The following is a 26,866-nucleotide window of genomic DNA, read 5'->3' as shown; positions in this document are numbered from 1 at the left end:
GACCCGACGGCTCGATGGGGAGACATGGGGACGACAGACGACGCGGGACGGTTCACCGGCCCGCTGGCCGCCGCCTGGGGTGATGCCGCGCTCGCCGACCGGCTGTCCGCGACGCTCCTGCCGCCGGGGTCGGCGCTGCCCGTGCCGCCCGCCGACGACCGCGGCACCTGGGCAGCCGTCGACCCCGCCACGGTCGCCGCGCTGCGCGGCCCCGGCGACGCCGAGGCCGGCACCCCCTGGCCCGCGACCACCGCGACGTCCTTCGCCCGGATCCACCGCGACGGCGACCGCGACGACCACGAGCAGCGGGTGTTCGCCCGGCAGCACCGGCTGACCCGGGCCGTCGTGCTCGCCGCCGCCGACCCGAGCGACGCGCGCCTGGACGAGGTCGCCGACGGGGCGCTGCTGCACTGCGAGCAGTCGTCCTGGTGCTGGCCCGCGCACGACCGCACCAGCCCCGGCGTCCTGCCCGACGTGACCCGGCCGTTCCTCGACCTCGGCGCCGGGGAGGTCGCTGGGCGGCTCGCCTGGCTGGACCACCTGCTCGGCGACCGGCTCGACGAGCGGTGGCCCGGCCTGCGCGAACGCATCCGGCACGAGGTCGGCACCCGGGTGCTGCGGCCCTTCGAGGAGGTCCCCGACTGGCACTGGCTCGGGCTCGACGGCGACGTGCACAACTGGAACCCGTGGATCCACGGCAACGTGCTGGTCGCGACGCTCGCCCTGGTCGACGACCCCGCCCGGCGCGCACGCCTCGTGGCCCGGGTCGTCGAAGGGCTCGACCGGTACGTCGCGGTGCTGCCCGCCGACGGGGCGATCGACGAAGGCTACGCGTACTGGTGGAACGGCGCGGCGCGGGCGCTCGAGGCGCTGGACCTGCTGCGGCACGCCACAGGCGGTGCGCTGGACGCCACCGGGGTCCCGGCACTGGCCGCCACGGTCGCGTTCCCGCACCGGGTGCACCTCGGCGGGCCCTGGTACCTCAACGTCGCCGACGGCCAGGCGAGACCCCCGGTCGCGCAGCCCTGGGCCGCGCTGCACCGGTACGCCCGCACGTACGGCGACGTCGACGCGCAGGCGCACGCCGCCGCGCACCGCGTCCCGGGCGGGCCGGTCGCGGACGTCGACCACGGGCTCGGGCTGCTGGTCCGGGCGCTGACCGACCCGGTCTGGGGCGCCGCGGAGCCCGGGTCGTCACCCCTGCCGCGGGACGTGTGGCTGCCGTCGGTCGAGGTGCTGGTGGCCCGCGGGTCCGCCGGGTCCGCCGACGGGCTGACCCTCGCCGCCAAGGGCGGGCACGACGACGAGCACCACAACCACAACGACGTCGGCTCGTTCGTCGTCGCGCTCGGCGGGGTGCCCGTCGCGGTCGACGCCGGCCGACCCACCTACACGCGGCAGACCTTCTCCGACGACCGGTACGCGATCTGGACGATGCAGTCCGCGTGGCACAACGTCCCCGAGGTCGCCGGCGTCGGGCAGCCCGCGCTGCGGTCCGCGGCGGCACGGGACGTGCGGGCGGACGTCGCCGACGCCGGCAGCGGGCTCGAGATGGAGCTCGCGGACGCCTACCCCGGGTCCGGGGTGCGGTCGTGGCGGCGGTCCGCGCGGCTGGCGCGGGGGGCGGGGGCGTCGGGGGTGGTCACCGTCCGGGACGCGTGGGACGGCGGGGGCGATCGCGTCTCGCGGGTGCGGGTGCTGCTCGCCGGCACCGTGGTCGAGGACGCCGGGGTCGAGGACGCCGGCGGGCTGCTCGTGGCCGCGCTGGACGGCGCCGGGACGGTGCGGGTCCGCTGGTCCGGGGACGTCACCGGCGCCGAGCTGGAGGTGCGCACGCTCGACGACCCGATGCTGTCCGACGTCTGGGGCGACGCGCTGACCCGGCTCACCCTCACGCTGGCGCCGGCCGCCGCCGGGACCGTCGAGGTCACGTTCGAGGAGGTCGCGTGACCGCCGAGGCCCCCGGACCCCTGGCCGTCGACCGGCGCGCGCAGGTGCTCGACGTCCTGCAGCGCACCGGGTCCGCGCGCGTCTCCGAGCTCACCGAGGCCCTCGGCGTCACCGCCGTCACCGTCCGCCGGGACATCGCGCAGCTCGCGGCCGAGGGCCTCGTCCGGCGGGTGCACGGCGGGGTGACGCTGCTGACCGGGGCCGCGGACGACGCGGCCGCCGCCGACGGCGCACCCCGGGGGTCGACCGTCGGGATGCTCGTGCCGTCCCTCGACTACTACTGGCCCGGCGTCGCCCGCGGTGTCGAGGCGGCGGCCCGCACCCACGGGCTCGGCGTCGTGCTGCGCGGCAGCTCCTACGAGAGCGACGACGACCGCCCCCAGCTGGAGCGCCTGGTCGACCTCGTCGGGTCCGGCGGCCTGGTCGTCGCACCCCGCACCGACACCCCCACCGCCGCCGCGACCCTGGCGTGGCTCGCGTCGACCGGCGTGCCGACGGTGCTCGCCGAGCGCGCCGCGCCCACCGCCGCGTTCGACACGGTCCACTCCGACCACGCCGAGGGCGCCGAGGCCGCGGTCCGGCACCTCGTCGGGCTCGGGCACCGGCGGCTCGGCCTCGTGGTCAGCGCGCACAGCCCCACCGGCCCGAACCTGCGCCGCGGCTGGCTCGACGCGACCGCCGACGTCACCCGCACCGTCGACGTCGCGACCCCCGACCCCGGCCGCCCGGGCTGGGACGACGCCGTCGCGGGGATCGTCGCGCAGTGCCGCGCCACCGGGACCACGGCGCTGCTCGTGCACGCCGACGCCACCGCGGTCGCGCTGGTCCAGGCGTTCGAGCAGCACGGCGTCGACGTCCCGCGGGACCTGTCGCTGGTCGCCTACGACGACGAGGTCGCCGGCCTGTTCAGCCCGCCGCTCACCGCCGTCCGCCCGCACCGGCACGCCCTCGGCCGCGCGGCGGTCGCACTGCTCACCGCCCGCCTCGCCGACCCCGACCGCCCGACCCACCGCGTCCAGATCACCCCGAGCCTCCGCATCCGCGACAGCACCGCCGCCCCGCGCTGACCCCCGCCTCACGCACCCGCGCCGTCCGGCGCGCCTCCGCGCACGCCCGCGCCGCCCCGCGCACGCCAGCGCCGCCCACTTGCACCCCCCGCGCCGCCACCCACGCGCGAGCCGCCGCCTCGGCGAGAGGTCACGACACGCTGGTGCGCGCGCACCCGGGTCCGCGTGTCGTGACCTCTCGTCCGATCTCCGGGACGGAGGGACCCGGACACCGGAGGTCGCCTCGCCACCGCACGCCCCTCTGCGTCGAGATCGCAATCCCCGCCTGCACACCCCCGCGCCCGCGCAGGCAGGGAGTGCCACCTCGGCGAGAGGTCACGACACGCTGGTGCGGGCGCACCCGGGTCCGCGTGTCGTGACCTCTCGTGGCCGGTCCGGGGTGGGGGCGGGGTGGGGGTGGGGGCGCGGTGGGTGCGTGGCGTGGGGGCCGTGGGGGTGCCCCCGGCACCGCTAGGGTCGGGTCCGGGCCGGGGCGGCCCAGGACCAGCGGACCCGGACGGGGGACGGCGCGTGACCGACGGGACCACCCGGCACCTGGCCGTGAGCAGGCGCGCGCAGGTGCTCGACGCGCTGCACCGGCTCGGCACCGTACGGGTGTCGGACCTGGCGACGGAGCTCGACGTCACCCCGGTCACCGTGCGGCGCGACATCGCGCAGCTCGTCGCCGAGGGGCTGGCGCAGCGGGTGCACGGCGGCGCGACCCTCGCCGGCACCGAGCCCGCGGTCGAGGCGCATCCCGTCCCGGACGCGCCCGGCGGCACGATCGGGATGCTCGTCCCGTCGCTCGACTACTACTGGCCCGGTGTCGCCCGCGGCGCCGAGGAGCGTGCCGCGGCGAGCGGGCTGCGGGTCCGGCTGCGGGGCTCGTCGTACGACACCGAGGACGAGCGCCCGCAGCTCGAGCGGCTGCTGCGCGCCGGGGACGGCGCCGCGGCGCTGCTGGTCGCGCCCGCGCTGGACAGCCCGCACGCCGGGGACGTCCTCGACTGGCTCGCGGGGCTCGACGTGCCGGTGGTGCTGGTCGAGCGCACCGCCCGCGCGGGCGACGGTCACGCCGCGCTGGAGTCGGTCGTCACCGACCACGCGCTCGGCGCCGAGGCCGCGGTCCGGCACCTCGCGGACCTGGGTCACCGCCGGGTCGGCATCGCGCTGAGCAGCCACAGCCCGCACACCCCGGACCTGCGCGCGGGCTGGGCGCGGGCGGTCGCGGCCTGCGGGCTGGACGCGTCGGACGCGGTCGACGTCGACCTGCCGGACCGCCGGTCCCCGGACTGGCAGGACCGGATGGAGGAGGTCGTCGACGCCGCGCTGCGCACCGGGACGACCGCCCTGGTCGTGCACTCGGACCCCGAGGCGATGGCGGTCGTGCAGCACTGCGAGGACCGCGGCGTCCCCGTGCCGGGCGCGCTGTCGGTGGTCGCCTACGACGACGAGGTCGCGGGCCTGTTCAGCCCGGCGCTGACCGCGGTGCGACCGCCGCGCGCGTGGGTCGGTCGGGCGGCCGTCGACCTGGCGGTGGCGCGGCTGGCCGACCCGGACCGGCCCGTGCACCGCGTGGTCGTGAGCCCGAGCCTGGTCGTCCGCGACTCGACGGCACCGCCCGCGACCTGACCGCGCGGCCTCAGCGTCCCGCGTGCCGCGCCCCGCGCACGACCGCCAGGCCCGCGTCCGTCCCCAGCGCGGCGGCTCCACCGGGCTCTGCGCAGGCCCGCAGCAGCGCCGCCAGGGCGGGGGTGTCCAGCGGAAGGGCGCCGGCCGGGACGAGGACGCCGCCGTACATCGCGCGGAACCGGGCGTCCCTCCGCCGACGGGCCACGACCGACACCGCGGCCTCGTCCCCAGCGAGCACGAGCACCGGTGCCGCGCGCCCGTCGAGCTCGACGACCCGCCGGACCTCCGCCCACGGCACCCGGCTGGTCACGTCGCGCTCCCGCACGACCAGGGCACCGGGGGTCAGCCAGACCCCGGCCCGCAGGGTGCGGCGCACCTGGCCGCCGACGACGAGCGCGACCGGGACCAGCACCGCCGCGAGCAGCACCCCCGCGCCGAGCCGGGCGTCCGCCGCGGACCCGGACGTGGCGCCCAGGACCAGCGCGACGAACGCCGCGGTCGTCCAGGTGCTCAGTGCCGGTCCGAGGAGCCACCGCAGGGGGTGCTGGTGCAGCACGGTCGCCGGCTCGCCGTCGAGCGCACGGGTCGAGAACCGGCCGCGCGGTCCGGCACCCCGGACCTCCCGGTCGCGGAGCACCCGGCCGGCGAGCATCAGGACTCCCACGCCGACGATCCACACCCCGAGGCCGACCGGGCCCGCCTCGTCCCGCCCGGCGACCGCCACGAGCAGCCCGAACGCCACCAGTCCGACGATCGTCGGGAGCTCGCGGCGGCGCGCCCTCCGGTTCGCGCGCCAGAGCGCCTCGACGGGGTCCGACGGGGGTGGGGTCACGCCCGGCACCGTACCCGCCGCGTCCGGGACCGGCACTCATGCCCGCGGTGACCCCTGGCGTGCCGGCGCCGACGCCCCGATCCCGGACGCAGGGCGAGCCACCCCGGTCGGGACCGGGGTGGCTCGCGTCGTGCGTCGTCCGTCAGCGGTGACCCGAGGACCCGCCGCGCTTCGTCACCTTCTGGAACAGCTCCTTCGCGCGGCGCTGGTTCTCCGGCTTCGCCATCTCGCGCTGGGCGATCCGGACCGCCTGCAGCGCGATCCCGCTCTTCATCGCCTTGCCCAGGAACCCCATGTGGTCGCCTCCTCGGTGATCGGTGTACGGCGACGGTAGAGCGGCGCGGGCAGATACGCGCGCCGGGTCACCGCCACTGGTACGTCGCGTGGTGCGCGAGCGCGCGCGCCGCCTCCTCGGTCAGCCCCGGGTGCCGGAGCAGCATCGCCGCCTCGATCTCCCGGCCGAGCACGGCGAGGTCGGGCGTCGTCCGGTTCGCCGGGAGGTCGACGGCCTCGGCGACCAGCTGCTCCACCCAGGCGTGCGCGGACGCCGGCAGGCCGTGGGCGGCCAGCGTGGCGAGCGTGGCGGCCCGGCGCGCCTGGGATTCCGGCGACCCGGCGTGCCCGAGGTGCGCGACGACGGCGGCACTGACGGCCCTGGCCTGCGCCCAGCCGTGCGGGTACAGCTCCGCGTCCGGGTCGTCCTCGCGGGCGCGGCGGTCGTCCAGCTCCGCCGTGAAGGCGTCCACCCGGTCCTGATCGGTCAAACCGGGGGTGTCGAACCGGGTCGGTCGCACGTCGAGCAGCGGCCCGTGCCCGCGGCTCGCCGCGAGGTCCGCCACCTCGTGCAGGAACGCCCGGCGGGCGTCCTCGACGTCCGCGACGCGGGTGACCGTCCGGCTGCGGCCCATGTCCGAGTACCGGATCTCGAAGAACCGGCCCTGTCGACCCAGGGCGATGTGCTCGCTGCTGAGCATGGTGGGGAACCCCTCGACCGCGAACTCCATGCCCTCGACCGCCCCCATGTCCTGGGCGGCGACGCGGATGTCCGCGAGCGCCGCGCGGGGGTCGGCCGGGTCGACCGGGCGGGTGCCGGGGGGCGGGCCGTGCGGCGAGGGCGCGGGTCGGTGCTCGGCCTGCGCCTCCTGGGTCGCGCGCAACCGCAGGGTCGCCAGGGTGACGGGCTGCTCGAGCTCGCGCGCCGCGCCGGGACGCGTGTAGTGCCGCAGGACGCGGGCGGTGGCGTCGGCGTCGAGCGCGTAGCCGGTGGTCTCGATGGTGATCCGGCGGTCGTCGTCCGCGCGGGGCTCGGGGCGGACGTCGACCAGCTCCGGGCGCCTCGCCCACACCTGGACCGTGGCGCCGGGTGGGGTCGGGCCGGTGACGGCGACGACGTCGGTCCACGCGACGCGGCGCACGCCGCGCCGGTCCCGGACCGTGAGGTCGAGGGACGTCAGCCAGATGCCCTCGACCCGTTCCCTACGGGCCAGCACCACCGCGAGCCAGAGCACCCCGAGCCCCGCCGCGACCACCAGCGCGCCGCCGACCACCCGCCCGACGCCGTCCGCCTCCAGCACGAGCACGAGCACTCCCCACCCGGTCAGCAGGACCCCGACGGGGGCGACCAGCGCGCCGACGATCCACGCGGACACGGGGTGCTCGACGAGCACCGTGGCGGGCAGCACGTCGCGCCGCCCGGCCAGCACCGGGCCGACCCAGGCCGTGCCCGCGCGCTGCCGGGCGGTGACGACCACGTCGGTCAGCACCGCCAGGCCGAGCAGCACCAGGAACGACCCGACGAGCACCAGCCCGGGTTGGTGCAGGCCGTTCGCGAGGACCAGGGCCCCGACGGCCGCCAGCCCCAGCGCGAGCGCGGCCGCGACGTACACGGTCCCCGGCGTCCGGCGCCGCAGGGGTGGGGCGGGGTCGGCGGCAGCGGGCGCGGAGGTCGACGTCACGCCGCGACGGTACCGGGCGCCGCGGCTCAGCCCGCCGCGATCACGTCCAGGTCGCGCACCGCGTACCGGTGGTGCTCCCACTCCTCCTCGAGGATCGTGTGCAGGCAGCTCAGCGTGGTCTCCGGGTACTGCGGCGCCCAGGGGTTCGCGCGCACGACCGCCAGGCCCTCGGCGGTGACCGTCGCCAGGTGCTCCCGCACCATCGCGACCCGCCCGGCCCGGACCTCCAGCACCTGCTCCCACGTCGGGTCCGGCGTGCTGAACACGGCGGGGTCGTTCCCGTCGGCCGCGTACTCGGCGTTCGGCTGCCCGATCGGGTGGAACGGCTGCTCGACGCCCAGGACCGCGCGCCGCAGCCACACGTCGGTCGCCATCACCAGGTGCCGGAGGGTCTGCGCGAACGACCACTCCCCCGCCACCTGCACGTCGGCCGTGCCGGGCGGCATCGCCGCGACCCGGTCCATGGTCGCCGCCCAGGTCCGCTCCACCGCCGCCCACGCCTCGCGCAGGCCCTCGGGGTCGGTCGCCCGGCGCAGCGACCGTCCGGGGAACCGGCGGTCCAGCTCGGCGTCGACGTACGGCGCCACGTCGACGCCGTTCACCAGGAACGGCTCCTCGGGGCCGGGCAGCCACGGGGCGTCCAGGTCCACGCCGTCGACCTGCACGCCGCGCAGCACGGTCCCCGACAGGTCGGCGCGGACGAACCGGGCGCCGCGGATGTCGGCGTCCACGACCTCGGCGGCGTGCAGCTGGTCACCGGTGAAGCGCGTCATCGCGGTCTCCTCGTGTCGCGGCGGAGTGGCGTCGTGCGGCCTAGTCTTCGACAAGAACCCGTCTTGGTGAAGGCTGTGCGCCTAGCCTCCACCAACGAGGCGCGGCGCTGAAGGCCAGGAGGCGCCGCGTCCCCGCCGCCTCACACCCCCGCCGCGCCGGCCCCCGCGCCGCCGAACGCGTCCACGAGCATCCCGACCAGCGCCTCGGCCTGCACGTCCGCCGACGCGTCCACGTCCTCGTCCCCGGCCCCGTCCAGCGCGCGGGCGGCGAGGCCCGACTTGCTGTCGATGAGCCCGGCGATCCGCGCGTCGACGGTCTGCGCGGCGATGACCCGCCACGCGGTGACCGGCTCGGACTGCCCGATCCGGTGGATCCGGTCGATGGCCTGCGTCTGCTCGGCGTAGGTCCAGGACAGCTCGGCGAGCACCAGGTTGGACGCGACCTGCAGGTTCAGCCCGACGCCGGCGGCGGTCAGCGAGCAGACGACCACCTGCACCTCGGGGTCCTCGACGAACGCGGTGACGTTCTTGTTGCGCACCCGGGTGGTCTGGTCGCCCCGGATCGAGGCGAACTTGATGCCGCGGTCCGCGAAGACGCGCTCGGCCTCGTCCATCACGTCCACGTGCTTCGCGAAGAACACGACCTTGCCGACGTTGCGGGCCAGCTGCGCGGTGTAGTCCGCGGCCAGACCTGCCTTCGCCTGGCCGATCTTGCGGACCATCGTGAAGACGTTCTCGCCGGTCTTCTTGGAGGTCGTGTCCTTGAGCTCGGCGGCCGCGACCCGGCGCGCGAGCTCGAGGTCCAGGCCGTCGGACGCGTCGCCGCCGCGGGCCTCCACGGCAGCCCGGTACCGGCCGACCAGCCGCTCGGTGAGCGCGGCCTCCGCGGCGCGGATCGAGCGGCCGGCGGCGCCGTCGAGCTCGACCGGCAGGTCCGCGACCCGGCGGGCCGGGATGTCCGCGACCACGTCGGCCTTGCGGCGGCGCACGATCCCCATGTCGATCACCGCGGACCGCGCCGCGGCGGAGAACCCCGGGTCCGCCGGGTTGAGGCCGGTCGCCTCGAGCGCCGTCATCAGCGTGCCGAGCGGCTTCTTGTCGTCGATCCAGCCGAGCAGCTGCCAGATCGCCCGGAAGTCCTCGATGTCGTTGATCAGCGGCGTGCCCGTCAGCGCCATCAGCAGCGGCCGCGCCGTGCGGGAGCGGATCCGCTCCGACAGCGCCAGGACGTGCTGGGACCGCTGCGAGCCCTTGTTCTTGATGAAGTGCGCCTCGTCGACGACCATCCCGCGGAAGCCCAGGTCGCCCAGCCAGCCGACGTGCCGGTCCAGCAGCTCGTAGTTGACGACCACCACGTCGGCGAACCCGTCCACGCGGTCCCCGTCGCCGTGCACCACGGTGACGCGCCGCTGCGGCGTCCACAGCCCGACCTCGTGCGCCCAGTTCGTCTTGACGACGTTCGGCGTGACGACCAGCAGCGGGTACGCGCCCGCGGCCTCGGCGGCGAGCAGCGCCTGCGCGGTCTTGCCGAGCCCCGGCTCGTCGGCGAGCAGGAACGTGCGGTGCCCCGCGGCGGCCGCGGCGACGAGCCGGGCCTGGTGCGGCATCAGCTCCCGGCCCCGCGGCGCCGTCACGAAGCGCGGCTCCGGCAGCTCCATGCAGGCGGGCTTGCCGGTCGCGGCCTTCTCGAACGACCGGAACAGCGGCTCCAGCAGCTCCCAGCCGGCCAGCCGGCCACCCTTCGGCGTCGCCCGCTCGGCCGCGGCCTCGAAGTCGGGGGCGAGGAACGGGTTCGCGCGCTGCCGCGCGATCACGGACTGCGGGACCACCCGGTGCTCGACCACGGGAGCGACCTCGACGGTCTCCTCGGGCTCCGGCTCCTCGGGGGGCTCGATGCCGGCCTCGCGCAGCAGCGTCGCCTTCAGGGCGCGCCCGGCGTCGGAGACCTTCGCGTCCTCGGCGAGCAGCTGCAGCAGCGACGGCTCCCGGGCGGCGATCTTCGCCAGCATCGTCGCGACGCCGTCGAGCCGCTTGCCCTCCTCGGTCCGCTTCGCCTGCGACAGCGAGGCGTCGGCCTGCACCCGCGCGCGCTCCTCGCGGACCAGCAGCGCCACGACCTGGAACATCGTCTTCATCGACGCCTTGATCGGCGGGCGCTGGACCGCGCGCTCCACCTCGCTGGCGGCCTGGGCGAGCACCGGGATCAGCCCCTGCTCGGACCGCCGTGGCGACCGGCGACGCTGACCGCCGCCACCGGCAGCGGGACGTGCGGCACGGCTGCGCTGGGCACCGCCCCCGGAGCTCGGCCCCGCACCGCCGTCGGTGCGTGCGCGCCCGGAACGGCGTCCACCTGCTCGTGCCACATCTCCTCCTTCACCTGCGTCCGCGCCGCTCCTGCGACACGGGTGGGCCCGCCGCAGCCGCCGACGACCGGGCCGGCGGGCTCGTCGAGCCCCGTCGGCGACCTCGGGACGGACCCGGCGCCGCGGTCGTGCTCCACCGCGCCTGGGCGACCTCCCGGCCACCAGTCCCACGACCACAGCGAAGAGCCGCGCGCGACCCGCCCACGCGAGGGACCCACCCCGCCGAGGTGCGCGCCACGCCCGGACGCGGGCGCCGCCACGACGGCGACCCCCTGGCGCCTCCGGCGATCCGCCGGGCTGCCCATGCCTGCTCCCGGCGGTCCGCGGCCGATCATCACGACCGCCCGCCCGCCGGACAGCGCTGAGCCTATCGCGCGCGGGGGTGCGTGCGGTGTCGGGACGCGGCCGGGGTGGCCGGTGCGGGCCGCGGGCTCAGGCGCCGAGCGCCGCCGCGGCTTCCGAGACCGCGTGCTCGTACTGCCGCCGGTCGAACACGAACGGGCCGAACCCGGAGTACGACCACGCGGGGCGGTACGGCTGGGTGAACCCGGACCACCGGACCGACTGCTCGGTGAGCGTCACCTCGGCCTCCAGCGGCCAGCAGCTCACCTCACCGCAGTCGCACCCGAGAAGCCAGACGTGACCACCCTCGGGCACCTGCGCCCGCTCGATGCCGCGGTAGTAGTCGACCAGGTCACCGCACCGGAGGTGGGCGGGGACGAGACCCGCGTACGCCCCGGCGGGTGTGAAGCCCTGGCTCTCCTCGAAGGCCGCCACGCTGTCGAGGAGCCGCACGCCGTCGACCGTCGGGACGAGCGCCGAGACGCCGCACGACTCGGTGACGGCGAGACCCAGGACGTTGACCACGCGGGCAGTGTGGCACCGCGAGGGCTTCGCAGCCGAGACGCGTGGCCGCACAGGTCGGTCTTCTGCTGACAGGATCAGCCCGTGATCAGCCACTGCGCCGCGCGGGCGCTCGCGCAGGGACTCGCTGCGGCCGCTTCCCGGGACGACGCCGCGGCGTGGGAAGCCGGTGTCGAGTCCCTTGCCGGGCTCGACGGCGCGGCGTGGCTCGTCCTCGACCAGGCGGCCCGGACCGCTCGCCACCCCGACGGCAGCGCACCCGTGAGCCGCAACGGCAGGTGGATGCGGGCGGCACTCAACGAGCCGTCGGGGTTCGTCGCCGCCGTCGCGAGCCTCCACGTGGACGGCAGGGTGCGGGAGCGCGCCGTGCACGTCCTCGCCACCGCCCCACGCGCCGTCGCGGTCCCTGCCCTGGCGGTGCGGCTGCTCGACCACGTCCCCGAGGTCCGGGCACGCGCGTGGGAGGCGCTGCCGCATCCCCGACGGCTTGAGGACGCGGAGGCGCTCCTCGACGTCCTGCTGGCGGGAGCCGACCGGCAGCACGCCGCAGACGCGTTGACGAGGGTCGAGGTGGCCGTTGTCGACACCGACCCCGCGCTGCTGCCGGAGCTGCTGGCGTCCGGGCGGCGACGCGTCCGACGGTGGGCGTTCCACGTGGGGCACGACCGGGGTCTGCTCACCACCGGCGTGCTCCTGTCCGCCGCCCTGGCCGATCCTGACCAGTGGCTCCAGGCTCGCTGCGCGCAGTGGCTGTCCGAGCGCGACGAGCCCGGGGTGCTCACCGGCTTGCTCGGTGCCAGGTCGGTCGAGGCTCGCCTGATCGCCCTCGACCGCGTGCCCGACCGCGACCTGGGCGACGACGCGCTGCGCGTCGCGCTGGTCGACCCGGCGCCCCGTGTCCGCGAGGTGGCCCGGTCGCGCGCACGACTCCGCGGCTGGGACGTCGCGGACCACTACCGCCGTCGGCTGGACGAGCACACGTCGCCCCGGATGGCCGCCGCGTGCCTGGACGGTCTGGCCCTGACGGGGAACGAGGCCGACCTCCGCGCAGCCGTCGCCAGGCTCCGCCACCCGAGCCCGCGGGTGCGTGCCGCGGCCGTGACCGCCGTCCACGCCCGCGCTGCGCACGACGACGCCGCCGAGCGCCTGGCGCCGATGCTCCTCGACCCGAGCACGCGCATCTGCTCCGCCGCGGCACGCGCACTCGCCCGGCTCGGCGCCCCACCGGCGACGGCGGAACCGGCATGGGCGTCCGACCAGGTGTGGAGCCGGCGCTCCGGGTGGCGCGTGCACCGCGCGCCGGGCGGCTGGCACCGCGTCGAGGCAGACCTGCGCGCCGCGGCTGACCCCGACCAGGCGCTGGCCACGCTCGGGCGCTTCGGGATCAGCACCTGGCTCGAGGTGAGCGCCGCACGGACGTGGGCACCGCTCGCGGACGACCAGCGGGCGCGGATCGCGGCACTGCTCGACCGGGCGGGCCTCGACGGGCCAACGCGTCGGTCGGTGGCGTTCCACGCCGGCGTCGACGTGGTGGACCAGGACGGGGCGCCCGGGGGCGGCGAGGTGTCTGCCGGGTCGCCCGCCGGACGCGGGCGGGGGTGGCTGCGCCTCGTGCGCGGCGGGTGACGCCGCTCCTGTCCACGTCCGGGGCAGCAGCGGACCATCCGGTGACCGACGAACGGCAGGATCGACGCGAACCCCACCGCGGGGCTGGCCCGTACCGCCTGGGCTTCCGTCGCTGTGCGGCTGGGCAGATTCGAACTACTCACACCCGTCGCCCATCACAAATTCGGGACGAGATCGGGCCGCCTGCAATGAGGTTCTGGCACGGCGGCCGCGCCGACGGGTCCGCCCCCGCTGCATCACGACCCAGCGAGTCCCGCCCGGCAGAAACCCGCTCTACGGCCATGACTTGTGACAGAACGTCGGATTCACACTGTCGATCGCCACTCAGGAAGCGACGAAAATAGCCGCTCGATTGATCACGCGGCCGGGTCAGTACAGCTAGCACGACTAGACCGCACTGCCAGCATCCTGCTCAAGCACACGCATCGCCACCGCCCGAACGAGCACCTCCGGAGCACCACCATCGTCCTCGTGAACAAAGATGCGCACCTCGTGTTGCGCTCTCGTCACAGCCAGATAGAGCAATGAGAGCATCCTCATCCGATCGTTCGCACCGTGCGAAGCCACCCGCAAGTCTGGGACGCCAGCGACAAGAACACTCTCGAACTGCATGCCTGCGAGATGCTCCGCCGGCGCAACCACTAAGCCCCGACGCCGGTATCCCAGGCCCTCTACGTCACCGCGCCCCGCGATCGTCGCCACATGAAACTTCCGCGACGATGCGAGACGTGAAGCAAGATCACCGGCGGCGCGTCTCGGAGCCTCGACGGGCGAGCGGTGCACGCGGTCGTCACCGTGTCCGAGCTGTATGACGCGCTGGGTTGGGTGCAACTCCACAGTAGCGGCCGACCGCGCTGTGAGAGATTCGCGCCACCGGGCGCGCGTCTCGCCTTGCACGGACGTCCGTCCACGTCCTTGGCCGGCCGTTCATGTGCTGAGACAGCTCATTGACCACACGCTGACCCAAGGCCGGCCAAGAGGACACCGACCCAGCCGCCACCGGCGCACCGGTTCAGGCGCTGACCTGAGCAAATATGCTGTGCGCCTGGGCAGATTCGAACTGCCGACACCCGCTTTAGGAGAGCGGTGCTCTATCCCCTGAGCTACAGGCGCGCGGGCCGGGCCTGAAACGTGGTCGGAAACCCGGCGAGGATCGCCCCGGGTAGGTCCGTGCGTGTTCTGGTCGGCCCCGTGCGGCGCGGGTCGGGCCCGGACGGCTCGATCTGCGCGGGTTCAGCCTACCGGTGCGTGGGGCGGGGATGCGCCGGTAGCCCCTCGAGGGGGCTGATGTCGTCGTTCTCCGGTTCGGAGCCTCAGGCCGCGAGGCCAGGGGTCTCGTCGCGTTGGCGGCGTCGGTGGTACCAGTCGGCGACGGCGTTGTGCGTGACCGCGAACGACAGCATCACCAGCGCCTGACGCTCGGTGGTGAGAGCGACCATGCGCCCGCGGTAGAGCCAGTCGTCGAGCTGGGAGTAGGACGACTCCGCGTCGTTGCGCCACGCGTAGTCGCGCCTTGAGCCGCTACGGGTGAGCCAACCCCCTCGGCGATGCGCTGTAGAGCACCACCGTCGGGCCGTAGTCGTCGGCGACTCGCCCGATCAGGTGCCTGTCGGGAAACGCTCTCTGCCCGTGGAGCTCCCACGACACGGCTATGAGGCGTGCCAGGTGCGCGAGCGCCCGCTCCTCGATCTCGCCGTTCGGATCGAACGTGTCCCACAGATGCAGACGGTTGATCGTCTGTTCTACCGCGGCGACGTCACCGACCTCCGACTCAAGCCACTGCGCGAGGTTGGCTGGCTCGTACAGGGCCGCAATGATCACGCAACCCTCGACCTCGACCAGCCGTGGCGCCATCAGCTCGGCAAACAAGACGGCAGACGCAACGGACAAATGTTGCTCGAGGAACGCGGATGCGATCGGAGGCGGGTCGTAACTGGATTGCCACGCCAGGACCTCGGGCAGACTATTGGCATCAAACTCACTCAAGACCCATCAGCTCCTCAGGGGTGGCCGGTCTGACCGTTGAACGAGGTTGTTCAAATACCTCACCCGTAACTGGGTTGACGTGCTGCTCGAACTCGACGACGTGCGGAGTCTTGACGCCACCATGGGATCGCCCGGTGACGTCGACCCGCTTGAGTGGCAGGCCGTCAGGTGCGTAGGTTTGGTAGTTCATGACATCGCCCGATGGGCCTCGTCGAACCGCGATGACACGCGGCTCAGCTGTTCGCGGGAACCCACCGGTGACGAGCCGCGAGTCACCAATGGCCGACAGCTTCACGCTGCTCACAGCGGGCGCCCGCGGAACCGCTGCCCTGGAAACAGGAACGCAGACCAACGTGCCGGCCTGCGCGGCCGCCTCGGACATGGCCTGCCACGTCCACGCCTCGTTGATTGCGAGCTCTTCGGGCGAGGTTCCGAGTCATATGCGACCGCCGACGACTCAGGCGCCGGAGAGCGGGTTCAGCCCCACACGTAAGGACGACTGATTTTGGCAAGGACGAGTCGAGCATCAGATCAATTCTCATATCGAAGATCGAAGAAACGCCACGACTCCGCGCGTCATACTTTCCGACGAACAGGAGCATCGCCAGATTACCTTGCCCCGCGCCCACAATCTCGAACACCGCCTCACCCCGCGCCGCGACGATCTCGGCGTCACCCGTCGCGTCAAGCCCGCAGCAGAACTACGCGTACGGACCCCCACCCGCCGACAGCGACAGCGACAGCGACAGCGACAGCGACAGCGACAGCGACAGCGACAGCGAATCCCTCGCGACTCTCGCCGGCCGCGCCACCCCTAGGCCGTCGATGCACCCGGCCAATCTGCGACTCCACCACCGGGCATGCAGATCTTACGCTCGCCAGAGGCGGATACGTACGTCCACGCCTCGAACATCGGATCCGGCGGACATTCTAGGACCTGGCCGTTAGTGAATTGTATGCGCAGAGCGCCTGTCTCATCGACATCCGCCGCAGTCACACGCTGGCGTAGCAGTCGCAGCACCGCGAACCCGGTCTCCGCAAGGCGATCCGGCTGCACTTCTTCACGCATATCGCAATCGACGGAGCCCAGCATGAAGGAGGTTTCTATTTGCAATTCAGAGCCTTCGAGCGTTTCGATTCCAACTGCGTAGTCGAAACACAGTCGACTCACCTCCTGTCCCTGCAGGGAGAATTCCATCAGTGACCCCAGTTCTCCGGTAGAGGATAGGTACCGTCCGGGTTTCGCGGTATATGGGTGACCGAATTTGGCCCGGGTTTGCCGTTCAGCCCGATTGGCTGGTTCGAGTTATTATAGAACCTCACATACCCATGAGGGTACTGCGGAGTCGGATCCATGATGCGAACAGTTCCCGCGTTACCCGTCGTACCGGGCGAGCGCCAGACCGTCCCCTTTCTGCTGTTGGCGATCTCGGACACAAAATCGTTGTGGGACGATTCCGCGTCGTTGCGCCACGCGTACGTCTGGTCGTACACCGGACTGCCAGGCGGGTGCATCCGCAGGTGCTCCGCTCGGTTGAAGCTGGCCTTCGCGTCCGTTGCCGAAGACGTGAGCCGCTCCCGGTGGGAGTGGCCGCACGGGAGTGTCAGTTCGACGTACCACCGCGCTTCGGGTGCCTTCCCGCGGGCGCTGAACCGCCCCGGGTTCAGTGGAGGCTCTGGTGTGTCCCGGCTTCCGTGGAGCCGGGACACACCAGGTGAACGATCACCGACCCTCGCGTCTTAGCACACCCTCGGCGACGCGGTCGCCTTCGTCTGTGTTCGCGAGCCAGACGATGGCGCCCGGCGTCGGGACGTCGTTGCTCCACTCCGTCATCCACTCCCGCGTGATCCGCTCGACCGCCTCACCGGGTGAGCACGGCCACGGATGATGTCCCTGCTCGTCCACGTCCCCGGCCACGACCAACCCGTCGACCAACAGTTCCGCGATCAACCCCAGCGCCAGCGTGCGCCGCAGAGATTGGCTCTGAAGCCCACTCAGACTCGTGCTGCCGTAGACCGACGCTGCGTACTCCCAGTCAACGAGCCCTCCCACGAGGACGTCTTCCTGAGGTGACCGGTCTCTCATCTGCTCATCCAATGTGAATCTTGATGGCACTCTGGCCAGGTACGCGGATATCGATAGTAGCGTCGCCAGAGCGCGAGTACGCGCGTAACCCGATCTGGGTGCCGTTGGTCATCTCAAATCCCTGTCCGTCGTAGTTCTTCCAGGCGGCGGGCGTGCCACCCTTTGTGAGGTCGGCGAATGTCGCACGCAGCACAGCCTCATCCGGAACGATGCGCACCGTTCTTTGAGCGCCCCTGGGCAGGCCACTCACAACATCGTCCACCGATCGAGCGACGACCGCCACGCCGTTATTTGCGGCCGCCCCGTGTCGGCGGCGCAGGCCCGCCCGAGGAGCGCGGGCAACGCAACTCCAGCCACCTGGCCCAGCACGAACCCGCCCAGGACCGCCCCTCCGCGGCGCGCCTGGCATGCCTGGTACCCCTCGTCAGGACCGGGAGAGGGGGCCGCGCACCGCCCGGGGTTGCTGGCGCGGACCTGCATGTGCTCTAGCCGGTTGTCGCCTCGATACCGATGTACGAGATGTCGTCGTAGCCGATCTCGTCGGCCTGCTCCGGCGTGAGACTGGCGTGCGACGCGAGGTACCCGGCGTCGTCGAAGCCCCGCGACATCCGGTTGAGGATCGGACTCGGGCGCATGGCTGGCATGCAAGAACCTCCACCGCCCGCCGAACGCGCAGGCGAGCGCGACTTCGGTCGCAACGCCGGCAAAGGAGTTAGCCGCGGCTGGCGAGTTCCTCCGGTATGTCACCAGCTCGAACCCTCGATACGCAGTTGAGCCAGTCATTCCACATGGCCGGATCGAAACTATTGCCGGACGCATCGAGCATGCTATCTGTTTTCAGGTCAAATATCGAGGCGGCACCCTCGTTTCGAGCGTCATATTCCCAAACGAATAGGAGCATCGCCAGGTACCCCTGCCGCACGTCAATCATCTTGATCTCACTCTCTCAAGAAAGAGGCGGGATGTTCACGCCGCCATTGGTGATGCGCCCGTCGTACACCTTAGCCCAGCGCTGAGACCCACTTTCGAGAATCAGCCGGTACTGCGTAACGCCGTTCTTTACTTCGTGGACGTAGCCTTCGGACGCAACACGCTGGATGAGTGCCCGGTTGGCCGCCGTGTCCGCGGCGAGGTGCCCTCGGGCACTCCTGAAGATGTGCGAGAAACTTACTCCTTCGCGGAACGGCGGCACCGGTCTCGGCGATAATGCCGATACTGGCCCTACAGCGGCACGATGCGCGTACCACCGTCTCTCAGCGGAATCGGCTCATGACTCAGTTCCATCGACTCAATGCCACCCTTGTCGGGATTGACCCGCTGAGGCGCCCGTCCCGCGGCCATGCGCGAGCTGCTCATCCGACAATGTTACATATCGCGGGATTACCGCCTCATTCTTCCAGAACCGGGCGCGAACCGCAGAGCACGACGGCGAACTGCCCGCACGCGTCGTCGAATAGATGTCGTCTCCAAGTCTCCAACCCCTCCCGCCGGGGTGTTCGCAACCGCATCTCGCCCATGTGCGTTCCGTCTCTCACGACTGCGAGGCTTCTGACCAGGTGCTTCGGAGTTCTCTACAAGTCCCCGCACCCGTTGCCGAACGGTATCCCGACCGGCACGCCCGCAGGATCGGGCGCCGTCAACCGCTCCGACGCCGGATCGCAGTTGCGCGCCTCAGGTCGCGCTCGCCGGCCGAGCGGCATCCGGCCGAGTCTCTGGGGCCACGCGAGATCGCATCGTCGATCAATCACTCGGCAAGAACGGTCACAGGCGCATCTTCCGAGGGTCCACCGCGTCGGCATTCCAGAGCACGCCGTCGCCGTCTAGAAGCCAGGTCGGAGAATCCGCGTCTTGAGCGATCAATTTGGCAACCCGGCCAACGAGGTCGGGCCAGCGGCACTCGAACGCGCAGGCGGTCACGAACTTCATATCCGGAATCTCAACACCAGCGGCGGCAACAAAGGGCCCTTCACGAAATTCCCACTCGGCCCCTCGGGGAACCCGCTCGTACAGCGTGAACAGGCGGCCCTCTTCGTCAGCGAGTTGAACGAAATCATCGCCATCGTAATCGGTAGCCCGCCTCGCACCAATTCTCGCCAGCACCGAGGAGTTCCGACTGAACAGCCTCGGGTCTAGTGAGATGATGAATCCGCCTTTCATCCAAACTCCTTAAGGTAAGCGACCAGTTCGTCTGGAGTCCGGAGGATCGCGATGCCCTGGTTGGCCGCATTACGCCAAGCCGCGTCCCCGATCTCCGGAGCGTATCCGATCGTCGGAGTCCCGGTCGTGCTCTGCGTCTTGTTGATCTGCGCCAAGAGGCCCCGCGCGTTGCCCCCCTTGACTTGCACCCGGACGTTCCCAAGGTCGATGTCCACCTCACGAGAGAGACCATCGGACATCCTGCGCATGCCATTGACGCTGACCACTAGCCCAGGGAGCGCGGCCTCGATTGCATTCGCTGCGCTCCCGACGTGCGCATCCCCAGAAGCGAACACTCGACTCGTGCCCGCGGCCGCTCTCGCATCGGCGACACACGCACGCCCCACCAGCCCGACGAACGCGGCCCCTGCCAACTGACCGAGAGCGAACGACCCGATGGCCTTCGTGGCTCGCCACGCGACGCATCCGTGATACCCCTCGTCAGGACACGGCTCCGCGCACTGGCCAGGGTTGTTGGCGCATACCTGCATATGGTCGAGCCGGTTCGCCGCCTCGATGTGAATGTACGACAGGTCGTCGTAGCCGATCTCGTCGGCCTGCTCCGACGTCAGGCTGGCGTGCAGAGCGAGGTAGCCGGCGTCGTCGAAGTCCCGCGACATCCGGTTGAACACCGGAATGAGGTTCGACCCGTCGCACACGCTGCCGATGGGCCCGCACTCGGCCCACTCGCCCGTGATGTCGTGCAGCAGGAGCGGGTTGTTGAACGCGTACGCGTACCCGTTCGCGAACGGCATCCCGGTCGGCACGCCCCCCGGATCGGGCGCCGTGAACCGCCCCGACGCCGCGTCGTAGCTCCGAGCCCTCAGGTCGTACTCGCCGACCGTCGCGTCGAGGTACTGCCCCAGATACCCCACGCCCTGCCCGGCCAGTTCCCCCGTCGCCGGCGCCAGGGCCAGGCCGAACGCCGTGAAGGTCTGACGCCCGGTGATGGTGGTGGTACCCGGCCGCACGCTGGTGGCGGCGGAGCCGAACGGGTCGGTCAGCAGCCACGACGTCGTCGACCCGCGCTTCGCCGCCAGAGGGGCGGCCGTGCCCGAGGTCGGGTCCGGCAGCCAGGCGCTGTCCGGCGAGGATGCAGCCGCGTCCTCACCGACCCGCACGGACTCGCCTGCCACGACGTCGTCCCACGACCAGCTGACGTCCAGGACGCCGTCCTGGCTGCGCGAGGTCCGGTTGCCCTGGGCGTCGTACGTGAACGCCACGTAGGTGCCGTCCTCGAGACCGACGGCACCCATCTCGCCAGCCAGGTCGAAGCCGAACGTCCGCGTCCCGGCATGGGTCTCGCTGGACGCGAGCGTCCCGTCCTGCGACCAGGTGTTCTCCAGGGTCGTGACGCCGTCCACCACCTGCGTCAGCAGCTGGTCGGCGTCGTCGTACGTCGACGTCGTCGTCGAGTCCGTCGTCACCAGCGACCCGCTCACCGACCGCTGCTCCTGCGTGATCCGGTTGCCGACCGCGTCGTACCCGTACGCGGTGGCGGGCGACGAGCTCGTGCACTCGGTGCCGCTGGAGGGCCGGCACTCCAGCGTGAGGCGGTTGACCTCGTCGTACGCGTAGGACGTGGTCGCTGGTTGCCCGGCCGCCGAGGCGGTGACGTGGCTGGGGTTGCCCCGTGCGTCGTAGGCGAGGGCGTAGTCGGCCACGACGGTGGTGCCGGCGAGGTGCGTGAGGGCCGTGAGCTGGCCCGCCCCGTCGTAGGTGGACGTGCTGACGGTCTTCTTGGACCCGGCGCGCGTCGTGCTGATCGGGTTGCCGGCGGGGTCGTAGCCGTAGGCGACCGCGGTGAGCCCGCTCACCCCGCCCGGTGTGGCGGTGATGAGCTGCCCGACCGAGTTGTACCCGTAGGAGATCGTCATCCCGGACGACCACGACGCGCCGGCGAGACGGCCCGCTGCTGTGTAGGAGTAGTTGGCGTCGACCGCGCCGGGCCCGGTCCGGGTCGTGCCGACGAGCCGCCCGAGGTCGTCGTAGTGGTTCGCGGTGGCGCTCAGCGTCACCCCCGACTGCACACGAGCGGCGTCGAGGGGTCGGCCGGCGTCTGTGTAGGTGTACGCGAACGACGGCGTGCCGTCCGAGAACGACCGCTCGGTCAGCCGCCCGGCGTCGTCGTAGGTGTAGGCCGTCGTGCCGTCGTCGGGGTCGTCGGTCGTCTCGGTGCCGGACGGCGCGACCATCGAGGTGACCTGTCCGGTGGCGTCGTAGGCGGTTGCCGACGTCCGTCCCAGCGGGTCGGTCCGACTGGTCTCCCGACCAGCAGCGTCGTACGCGTAGCTCGTGACGCGCCCGAGCGCGTCGGTGCGCTCGACGAGCCGACCGGCGGTGTCGTAGCCGTAGCTCGTGGTGGACCCGTCGGGGGATGTGACGGACGTGAGCAGCCCGGTGGCGTCGTAGGCGCTCGTCGTAACACCACCGGCTGGGTCCATCGCGGTCAGGCGGCGACCGGCGGCGTCGTAGGTCACCGCCGTGGTCCGCCCGAGCGGGTCGGTGCTCGCCACAGGCCGACCGTCGTCGTCGTACTGGACGGTGGTGGTGTACGCCGCCGGATCGGCGCCGGGCACGTTCCCCCGCGGGTCCGTGGTGCCGGTTCGGCGCCCGTCGGCGTCGTACGTGTAGGTGGTGCGGTCCTCCCAGTAGTCCGGGACGTGCGTGTCGGTGGACCGGTTGCGCCGCTCCTCCACGACCTGGCCAGCCAGGTCGTACGAGTACCAGGTGGCGACCCCGTCCGCGTCGTAGACACCGGTCGGGCGGTTCATCGCGTCGTACGCCGTCGACGACACGCCTCCCGCGCCGTCGCGGGTCTCGGCGACGTTGCCTCGCCGGTCGTACACCGTCGTGGTGGTCACGCCGTCGGCGTCGGTGGTGGAAGTCGTCCGGCCCAGCACGTCGTGCTCGTACGTGGTGGTCGCGCCTGTCGGGTCGGTGACCGCCGCCAGGTCGCCCGCCTCGTCGTAGGTCGACGTGGTGCTGCGGCCGAGCGCGTCGGTCGTCGTGGCCACTCGTCCGGCGTCGTCGTACTCGTAGCTGGTGGTGGCGCCTGTCGGGTCGGTGGTGGCGGTGACCCGGCCCGCGTCGTCGTAGGCGGAGGTGGTGGTGCCGCCGGCCGGGTCGGTGGTGGTCGTGAGTCGACCCGCCGCGTCGTACGCGTAGAGCGTCGTCCGGGCCTCCGCGTCGGTCGTGGAGGCGAGGTGCCCGGCCGCGTCGTACGTGTGCGCGGTGACCGCCCCGGTGGGGTCGGTCACCGTCAGCAGCCGACCCGCCGCGTCGTAGGTGTACGCCGTGGTCGCGCCGGACGGGCTGGTCTGCGACAGCACGCGGTGCGCGGCGTCGTAGGTGGACGCGCTCGTCCCCCCGCCCGGGCTGGTGGTGGAGACCCGGTTGCCGGCTGCGTCGTACCCGTGGACGGTGGTCCGTCCGAGCGGGTCGGTCGTCGACGCCAGGAGGTTCGCTGGCACCCCGTCGGCACCCGTCGTGTACGTGAACTGCGTGACGCCGCCGTCCGCCGCCGTCACCTGGGTCAGCAGCCCCGCGGCGTCGTAGCCGTAGCTGGTGACGTGACCGGTCCATCACGTGCAGCCATGGCGCCGACCCATCTCGCCGGCAACCACGTCCTGTCCACGCTCACCCGCTGGGCCTGCGGCACGCACGTGACCGACGTGCACTGCGGCCTTCGGAGCTTCGCGCGCCACACCCTGGTTCACATCCCGGCGGCCGGCGGAGGCATGGAGTTCGCGACCCAGATGGTGACCCACGCGCACAAGACAGGGCTGCGGATCGCCGAGACGCCCATCGATCTCCGACCGGCTCCAACGGGTCGACGTTCGCACCTCCGGCCGGTGCGGGACGGACTGCGCCACGTCGCGGCGATCTTCCGCGCCATCTCACGCGATCCGTAGTCAGCCAGCTGCACCGGCCCGCGGGTGCGCCGGCGGCCTGCCGCCGTCTCTGGGCAACCCCGCGGCGAGCGCGCGGCAGCAGTACGCCGACCCCGGGGCTCGTCCTCGTGGCCTCTGACTGGCCTACGCCGTCTTCCGGTGGTTCGCCCTCGGCTCGGGCGGCCGGTCCGCGCGGCTGACGGGCACGGCCGGGCCCACCAGCGGACGGGCCGCGCCCGACCGGGCAACTACGGGCGGTCGTCGACGTCGGCCGGGGTCGGTCCGGGACTCGTCGGGCTCGCGGTCGGGGTGTCCGCGGCGTGGTCGTCCTCCCGCGGCGTGTCGTGCTCCGACTGGTTGATGTCGTCCGGGTCGGGTCCGGGGCTCGCCGGGTGGCCCGGCGCGGACGGGATCGCCGAGCCCGTCCTGGTCCCGGGGTCCTGAGGCGTCGATGCGTCCATGCCGGTCACTCCTTCACGCCTGCGTCGTTGCTGCGGAGCTCTCACCGTACGCGCCGGTTCCGGGACCCGCCGGTCCAGCGGGTCGACGGGCCCCGCCCGGGTGGCACCGGGTCACCGGGCGGGGACCGTCGGCGGTCGTCAGCCGCGCGCCCGCACCCGGCCGTGGCGCCGCCAGGTCGGCTCCAGGGCCGCGGTCTCCGCCTCGGACGCCACCCGGAACGGCGGCTCGCCCGGGCTCTCGACCGCCCGGCGTGTGGTGCCGCGCGTCGCCCTGAGGCTGGCGACGACCGCGACGGTGAGGATCGTCGCGATGACGGCCAGGGAGATCGTCGTGGGGATGTAGAGGACGTCGACCTTCAGGGCCATCTTGATCCCCACCCAGATCAGCACCAGCGCCAGCCCCAGCTTGAGGTAGACGAAGCGGTGCACCAGGTCCGCGAGCAGGAAGTACATCGCCCGCAGCCCGAGGATCGCGAAGGCGTTCGCGGTGAACACGAGGAACGGCTCGTCGGTCACGGCGAAGATCGCGGGGATCGAGTCGACCGCGAACACGATGTCGGTGACCTCGATCAGCACGAGCACGGCGAGCAGCGGCGTCGCGAGCAGCACCCCGCCGGAGCGGACCAGCAGCCACTGGCCGTGGAACGCGTCCGTCATCGGCACGTGCCGGCGGAACAGCCGCAGGACGCGGGACCGCTGCGGGTCGATGTGCTCGTCGCGCTGCGCCAGCATGCGGTAGCCGGTGACCAGCAGCAGGGCGGCGAACAGGTAGAGGATCCACGAGAAGCTCGCGATCAGCACCGAGCCGGCCGCGATGAACACCCCGCGGAACACCAGGGCGCCGAGCACCCCGAGGAACAGCACGCGGTGCTGGAGCTCCCGGGGCACCGCGAAGTAGGTGAAGATGATCGCCCACACGAAGACGTTGTCGACGGCGAGCGACTTCTCGATGAGGTAGCCGGCGAGGTACTGCTGGCCACGCTCAGCGCCGTACGCGGCCCACACCACGGCCCCGAAGCCGACGCCGAGCGCGACCCAGACCGCCGACCACGTCGCGGCCTCGCGCACGCCGATGACGTGCGCGCGCCGGTGCGCGAACAGGTCCACGGCCAGCATCGCGAGGATGACGCCGAGCACGGCGAGCCACATCCAGATGGGAACGTCCACGAGCACACCTCCGGTTCGGTAACCGGAGGTCTCTCCTGGCCCGGGGGCCCGGCCGCCGGGCTCTCGTCGGAGAGCCGTGGTGACGACGGCGCGACGGGGGATACTCCCCTCCACGTGTCCCAGGATTGAAGTCGACGACGACCGCCGCGGCAACCCCGGCGCAGCTCGTCGTGCACCGTCGCGGTCGCCGGGGCCGGCCCTCGGGTCAGCCCGCGACCGCGGCCCGGAACGCCGCCAGCGACGCCGGCGAGCTCGCCACCCGCCAGTCGGTCTCCTTGTTCTCGTCGAACCAGATCACCCCGCCGACGTCCCCCTGCGCCGCGGCCCAGGTGAACAGGTCCGTGACCCAGCGGGCCTTGTCGCCGCCCTTCTCGGTGGACGCGGTCTCGGTGATCAGGACCCGCTTGCCGGGGGCGACCCGCCGCACCTCCGCGAGCGTCGGTCCGAGCACCTGGGCCGGGGTCTGCCACGTCGCGCCGCGCCGGGTGGTGCCCCAGTTGTAGCCGTCGATCCCGACGACGTCGACGTGCTCGACGCCGGGGTAGACGGCGGCGAGCGGGGTGGACCCGGGGAACGTCACGTTCGGGGACCAGACGCGGACCACCTGCGTCGCGCCGCGGGAGCGGAGCAGGTCGTGGACCCGGCGCCAGACCGCGACGTACTGGGCCGCGGTGTTGCCGTTGACGCCCACGGCCCAGGGGTAGCCGCCGGCGTTCATCTCGTGCGCGAACCGCAGGTGCACGGGTCTGCCGTACGCAGCCAGGGCGTCGCCCCACCGCCGGACGGTCGCGTCGAAGTCGCCGGCCAGGAACCGTGCGAGCGCGAACGCCTTCTGGGACTTGCGCGCGGGGTCCCACGGCTCCCAGGTCAGGACGGGCACGACGCCGGCTGCGGACATCGCCGCGAGCTTCGCGGGGTCCGGTGCCTCCGTGAACGAGGCGTACCAGAGCGCGTACGTCGGGGCGGTGCCGACGGTCGTGGTCCGGCGCGCCCAGGCGGCGGCGTCCCACGGGCCCCACGGGACGGTCAGGCCGAAGGGGACGCGCCCGGCGGCCGCGGCGGGCACGGCGCCCACGACGGGCAGCGCGAGCGTGGCGGCGGAGATCGCGAGGAACGCGCGGCGGGACAGGGGCATGCGGGGGTCATCGGTGCCGGCACGGCCGGACTGAGGATCCGCGCCGTTCTTCGCCCGCCGGGCCACCCGTCCGCGCGGCCGGCGCACAGCCCCCCCGATGCGCAACATCTCTTGCGCAAGAACCATTGCGCGTCCTACGGTGTCGTCATGACCACCGAGCAGCCCGCCCCGATGCGCGTCTCCGACCCCGCCCGGGTCCGCGCGCTCGCGCACCCGGTCCGCCTCGAGCTGCTGTCCTACCTGGACGACGCCGGCGAGGCGACCGCCACCGAGTGCGCCGCCCACCTCGGGCAGACCGTCGCGAACTGCTCGTTCCACCTGCGCACCCTCGCGAAGGCCGGCTACATCGAGCCCGGCGCACCCCGCGGCCGCGAGCGCCCCTGGCGTCCCGCGACCCGGGAGCGCACGATGATGCCCGACCCGCAGGACCCCGCGTCGGTGCGCGCGGTGCGCGAGCTCGGGGAGATGTCCCTGCGCCGGGAGGCCGACCGGTACGTCGAGCACCTGCGCCGCGCCGACGGCAGCGGCGCCATCGAGCCCGGCGTCATCTCCCTCACCCAGCTGACGACGTCGGCGTTCTGGGCCACCCCGGCCGAGACGACCGAGCTGCTCGCCGCGCTGCGCGCGCTGATGGACCCGTTCGTCGGGCGCACCGCCGACCCCGCGCAGCGCCCCGCCGGGGCCCGCCTGATGCGCATGTTCACCGCGGTCAACCCCGACATGGCCGTCGACCCCGTACCCGCCGCACCGCCGCAGGAGGACTGAGACATGACCACCGTGACCTTCGACGTCAGCTACGGCACCCGCGCCGTCCCGCTGCGCCTGCCCTACCTGTCGGTCCGCCGCCGCAGGGCCGCCGCCGCGCGCGCCGTGGCGTCCCGGGGCCCGCGCGACCCCGCCG

General features: G+C 73.0%; 25 protein-coding genes, 1 tRNA gene and 1 pseudogene. 6 read left to right on the top strand and 21 right to left on the bottom strand.

All coding sequences use genetic code 11. The features are described 5' to 3' along the window. Positions 1 to 24 precede the first annotated feature (24 nt). The 3 genes from ACFVXN_RS00135 (at position 25) to ACFVXN_RS00125 (ending at position 4,628) form a co-directional block, all read left to right on the top strand. Positions 25 to 1,950 carry a heparinase II/III family protein gene (locus ACFVXN_RS00135; protein WP_389225399.1) on the top strand — a complete coding sequence of 642 codons (1,926 nt, stop codon included), beginning with the start codon at positions 25 to 27 and terminating at the stop codon, positions 1,948 to 1,950. Beyond that, positions 1,947 to 3,017 (top strand): substrate-binding domain-containing protein, encoded by a 1,071-nt coding sequence (locus tag ACFVXN_RS00130; protein WP_389225396.1) that lies wholly within the window; start codon positions 1,947 to 1,949, stop codon positions 3,015 to 3,017. Before ACFVXN_RS00135 ends, ACFVXN_RS00130 begins: the two co-directional genes overlap by 4 nt. Positions 3,018 to 3,527: 510 nt before the next feature. After that, positions 3,528 to 4,628, top strand: coding sequence for a substrate-binding domain-containing protein (locus tag ACFVXN_RS00125; protein ID WP_389225393.1), 1,101 nt, complete (start codon positions 3,528 to 3,530; stop codon positions 4,626 to 4,628). Positions 4,629 to 4,638: 10 nt separating this feature from the next. On the opposite strand, the gene ACFVXN_RS00120 is transcribed toward ACFVXN_RS00125, so the two are convergent. The 6 genes from ACFVXN_RS00120 to ACFVXN_RS00095 all read right to left on the bottom strand — a co-directional run bounded on the left by ACFVXN_RS00120 (position 4,639) and on the right by ACFVXN_RS00095 (position 11,418). Further along, the gene (locus ACFVXN_RS00120; protein ID WP_389225390.1) at positions 4,639 to 5,460 is read right to left on the bottom strand and encodes a hypothetical protein; all 822 of its coding nucleotides are present in this window, start codon (positions 5,458 to 5,460) and stop codon (positions 4,639 to 4,641) included. Positions 5,461 to 5,602: 142 nt separating this feature from the next. After that, positions 5,603 to 5,755 carry a hypothetical protein gene (locus tag ACFVXN_RS00115; RefSeq protein WP_389225387.1) on the bottom strand — a complete coding sequence of 51 codons (153 nt, stop codon included), beginning with the start codon at positions 5,753 to 5,755 and terminating at the stop codon, positions 5,603 to 5,605. 67 nt (positions 5,756 to 5,822) lie between these two features. Next, entirely contained in the window at positions 5,823 to 7,415 is a 1,593-nt protein-coding gene (locus tag ACFVXN_RS00110; RefSeq protein WP_389225384.1) for a hypothetical protein, read from the bottom strand. A 26-nt stretch (positions 7,416 to 7,441) separates the two neighbouring features. After that, on the bottom strand, positions 7,442 to 8,188 hold the full coding sequence (locus ACFVXN_RS00105; protein WP_389225381.1) for a DinB family protein: 747 nt from the start codon (positions 8,186 to 8,188) through the stop codon (positions 7,442 to 7,444). 140 nt (positions 8,189 to 8,328) lie between these two features. After that, positions 8,329 to 10,386, bottom strand: a complete 2,058-nt coding sequence (locus ACFVXN_RS00100) for a DEAD/DEAH box helicase (RefSeq protein WP_389225378.1) — start codon at positions 10,384 to 10,386, stop codon at positions 8,329 to 8,331. Positions 10,387 to 10,983: 597 nt separating this feature from the next. Continuing rightward, entirely contained in the window at positions 10,984 to 11,418 is a 435-nt protein-coding gene (locus ACFVXN_RS00095; RefSeq protein WP_389225376.1) for a hypothetical protein, read from the bottom strand. 81 nt (positions 11,419 to 11,499) lie between these two features. Between ACFVXN_RS00095 and ACFVXN_RS00090 the strand changes: the two genes are divergently transcribed. Beyond that, positions 11,500 to 13,041, top strand: a complete 1,542-nt coding sequence (locus tag ACFVXN_RS00090; RefSeq protein ID WP_389225373.1) for a HEAT repeat domain-containing protein — start codon at positions 11,500 to 11,502, stop codon at positions 13,039 to 13,041. A gap of 1,040 nt (positions 13,042 to 14,081) precedes the next feature. Here ACFVXN_RS00090 and ACFVXN_RS00085 read toward each other — a convergent pair. The 12 genes and pseudogenes from ACFVXN_RS00085 to ACFVXN_RS00030 form a co-directional block, all read right to left on the bottom strand. After that, positions 14,082 to 14,154 (bottom strand) — tRNA-Arg (locus ACFVXN_RS00085). A 200-nt stretch (positions 14,155 to 14,354) separates the two neighbouring features. Next, a complete protein-coding gene (locus ACFVXN_RS00080) occupies positions 14,355 to 14,480 on the bottom strand; it encodes a hypothetical protein (protein WP_389225370.1) in 126 nt (41 codons plus the stop codon). An 82-nt stretch (positions 14,481 to 14,562) separates the two neighbouring features. Continuing rightward, positions 14,563 to 15,027, bottom strand: coding sequence for a hypothetical protein (locus ACFVXN_RS00075; RefSeq protein WP_389225368.1), 465 nt, complete (start codon positions 15,025 to 15,027; stop codon positions 14,563 to 14,565). Continuing rightward, positions 15,020 to 15,331: a polymorphic toxin type 24 domain-containing protein gene (locus ACFVXN_RS00070; protein WP_389225365.1), complete on the bottom strand. Its 312-nt coding sequence runs from the start codon at positions 15,329 to 15,331 to the stop codon at positions 15,020 to 15,022. Before ACFVXN_RS00070 ends, ACFVXN_RS00075 begins: the two co-directional genes overlap by 8 nt. 510 nt (positions 15,332 to 15,841) lie before the next feature. After that, on the bottom strand, positions 15,842 to 16,225 hold the full coding sequence (locus tag ACFVXN_RS00065; protein WP_389225362.1) for a DUF6188 family protein: 384 nt from the start codon (positions 16,223 to 16,225) through the stop codon (positions 15,842 to 15,844). 525 nt (positions 16,226 to 16,750) lie between these two features. Next, positions 16,751 to 17,125 (bottom strand): hypothetical protein, encoded by a 375-nt coding sequence (locus ACFVXN_RS00060; RefSeq protein ID WP_389225359.1) that lies wholly within the window; start codon positions 17,123 to 17,125, stop codon positions 16,751 to 16,753. Then, positions 17,118 to 17,396, bottom strand: coding sequence for a hypothetical protein (locus tag ACFVXN_RS00055; protein ID WP_389225356.1), 279 nt, complete (start codon positions 17,394 to 17,396; stop codon positions 17,118 to 17,120). Before ACFVXN_RS00055 ends, ACFVXN_RS00060 begins: the two co-directional genes overlap by 8 nt. Positions 17,397 to 17,598: 202 nt before the next feature. Next, a complete protein-coding gene (locus ACFVXN_RS00050; protein ID WP_389225353.1) occupies positions 17,599 to 17,757 on the bottom strand; it encodes a hypothetical protein in 159 nt (52 codons plus the stop codon). A gap of 577 nt (positions 17,758 to 18,334) precedes the next feature. Beyond that, entirely contained in the window at positions 18,335 to 18,469 is a 135-nt protein-coding gene (locus ACFVXN_RS00045; RefSeq protein WP_389225350.1) for a hypothetical protein, read from the bottom strand. Positions 18,470 to 18,874: 405 nt separating this feature from the next. After that, on the bottom strand, positions 18,875 to 19,270 hold the full coding sequence (locus ACFVXN_RS00040) for a hypothetical protein (protein ID WP_389225347.1): 396 nt from the start codon (positions 19,268 to 19,270) through the stop codon (positions 18,875 to 18,877). Further along, positions 19,267 to 22,326, bottom strand: a complete 3,060-nt coding sequence (locus ACFVXN_RS00035; protein ID WP_389227789.1) for an RHS repeat-associated core domain-containing protein — start codon at positions 22,324 to 22,326, stop codon at positions 19,267 to 19,269. Before ACFVXN_RS00035 ends, ACFVXN_RS00040 begins: the two co-directional genes overlap by 4 nt. Continuing rightward, a pseudogene (locus ACFVXN_RS00030) lies at positions 22,300 to 22,875 on the bottom strand (hypothetical protein); the annotation flags it as partial. The gene ACFVXN_RS00035 and the pseudogene ACFVXN_RS00030, both read right to left, overlap by 27 nt. Before the next feature lie 30 nt (positions 22,876 to 22,905). Between ACFVXN_RS00030 and ACFVXN_RS00025 the strand changes: the two are divergent. Continuing rightward, complete coding sequence (locus tag ACFVXN_RS00025) at positions 22,906 to 23,223, top strand: hypothetical protein (protein WP_389225344.1); 318 nt, start codon at positions 22,906 to 22,908, stop codon at positions 23,221 to 23,223. A gap of 227 nt (positions 23,224 to 23,450) precedes the next feature. On the opposite strand, the gene ACFVXN_RS00020 is transcribed toward ACFVXN_RS00025, so the two are convergent. The 3 genes from ACFVXN_RS00020 to ACFVXN_RS00010 form a co-directional block, all read right to left on the bottom strand. Then, a complete protein-coding gene (locus ACFVXN_RS00020) occupies positions 23,451 to 23,663 on the bottom strand; it encodes a hypothetical protein (RefSeq protein ID WP_389225341.1) in 213 nt (70 codons plus the stop codon). A gap of 138 nt (positions 23,664 to 23,801) precedes the next feature. Beyond that, entirely contained in the window at positions 23,802 to 24,830 is a 1,029-nt protein-coding gene (locus tag ACFVXN_RS00015) for a TerC family protein (protein ID WP_389225338.1), read from the bottom strand. A 205-nt stretch (positions 24,831 to 25,035) separates the two neighbouring features. Next, positions 25,036 to 25,965 (bottom strand): glycoside hydrolase family 26 protein, encoded by a 930-nt coding sequence (locus ACFVXN_RS00010; RefSeq protein ID WP_389225335.1) that lies wholly within the window; start codon positions 25,963 to 25,965, stop codon positions 25,036 to 25,038. Between the two features lie 147 nt (positions 25,966 to 26,112). On the opposite strand from ACFVXN_RS00010, the gene ACFVXN_RS00005 reads away from it, so the two are divergent. Then, positions 26,113 to 26,730 (top strand): ArsR/SmtB family transcription factor, encoded by a 618-nt coding sequence (locus ACFVXN_RS00005; RefSeq protein WP_389225332.1) that lies wholly within the window; start codon positions 26,113 to 26,115, stop codon positions 26,728 to 26,730. The last annotated feature ends 136 nt before the right edge of the window (positions 26,731 to 26,866 follow it).

The sequence above is a fragment of the Cellulomonas sp. NPDC058312 genome (genome assembly GCF_042880135.1).
Classification (GTDB): Bacteria; Actinomycetota; Actinomycetes; order Actinomycetales; family Cellulomonadaceae; genus Cellulomonas.
This window is presented reverse-complemented; position numbering and strand designations above follow the sequence as displayed.

Excerpts from the sequence above, each read along its gene's own strand:
- ACFVXN_RS00135 (WP_389225399.1), top strand. The coding sequence starts at position 25 with ATGGGGACGACAGACGACGCGGGACGGTTCACCGGCCCGCTGGCCGCC.
- ACFVXN_RS00115 (WP_389225387.1), bottom strand. The coding sequence starts at position 5,755 with ATGGGGTTCCTGGGCAAGGCGATGAAGAGCGGGATCGCGCTGCAGGCG.
- ACFVXN_RS00105 (WP_389225381.1), bottom strand. The coding sequence starts at position 8,188 with ATGACGCGCTTCACCGGTGACCAGCTGCACGCCGCCGAGGTCGTGGAC.
- ACFVXN_RS00080 (WP_389225370.1), bottom strand. The coding sequence starts at position 14,480 with ATGGTCGCTCTCACCACCGAGCGTCAGGCGCTGGTGATGCTGTCGTTC.
- ACFVXN_RS00065 (WP_389225362.1), bottom strand. The coding sequence starts at position 16,225 with ATGGAATTCTCCCTGCAGGGACAGGAGGTGAGTCGACTGTGTTTCGAC.
- ACFVXN_RS00050 (WP_389225353.1), bottom strand. The coding sequence starts at position 17,757 with ATGCCAGCCATGCGCCCGAGTCCGATCCTCAACCGGATGTCGCGGGGC.
- ACFVXN_RS00045 (WP_389225350.1), bottom strand. The coding sequence starts at position 18,469 with ATGAGCAGCTCGCGCATGGCCGCGGGACGGGCGCCTCAGCGGGTCAAT.
- ACFVXN_RS00040 (WP_389225347.1), bottom strand. The coding sequence starts at position 19,270 with ATGAAAGGCGGATTCATCATCTCACTAGACCCGAGGCTGTTCAGTCGG.
- ACFVXN_RS00025 (WP_389225344.1), top strand. The coding sequence starts at position 22,906 with ATGGCGCCGACCCATCTCGCCGGCAACCACGTCCTGTCCACGCTCACC.
- ACFVXN_RS00020 (WP_389225341.1), bottom strand. The coding sequence starts at position 23,663 with ATGGACGCATCGACGCCTCAGGACCCCGGGACCAGGACGGGCTCGGCG.
- ACFVXN_RS00010 (WP_389225335.1), bottom strand. The coding sequence starts at position 25,965 with ATGCCCCTGTCCCGCCGCGCGTTCCTCGCGATCTCCGCCGCCACGCTC.
- ACFVXN_RS00005 (WP_389225332.1), top strand. The coding sequence starts at position 26,113 with ATGACCACCGAGCAGCCCGCCCCGATGCGCGTCTCCGACCCCGCCCGG.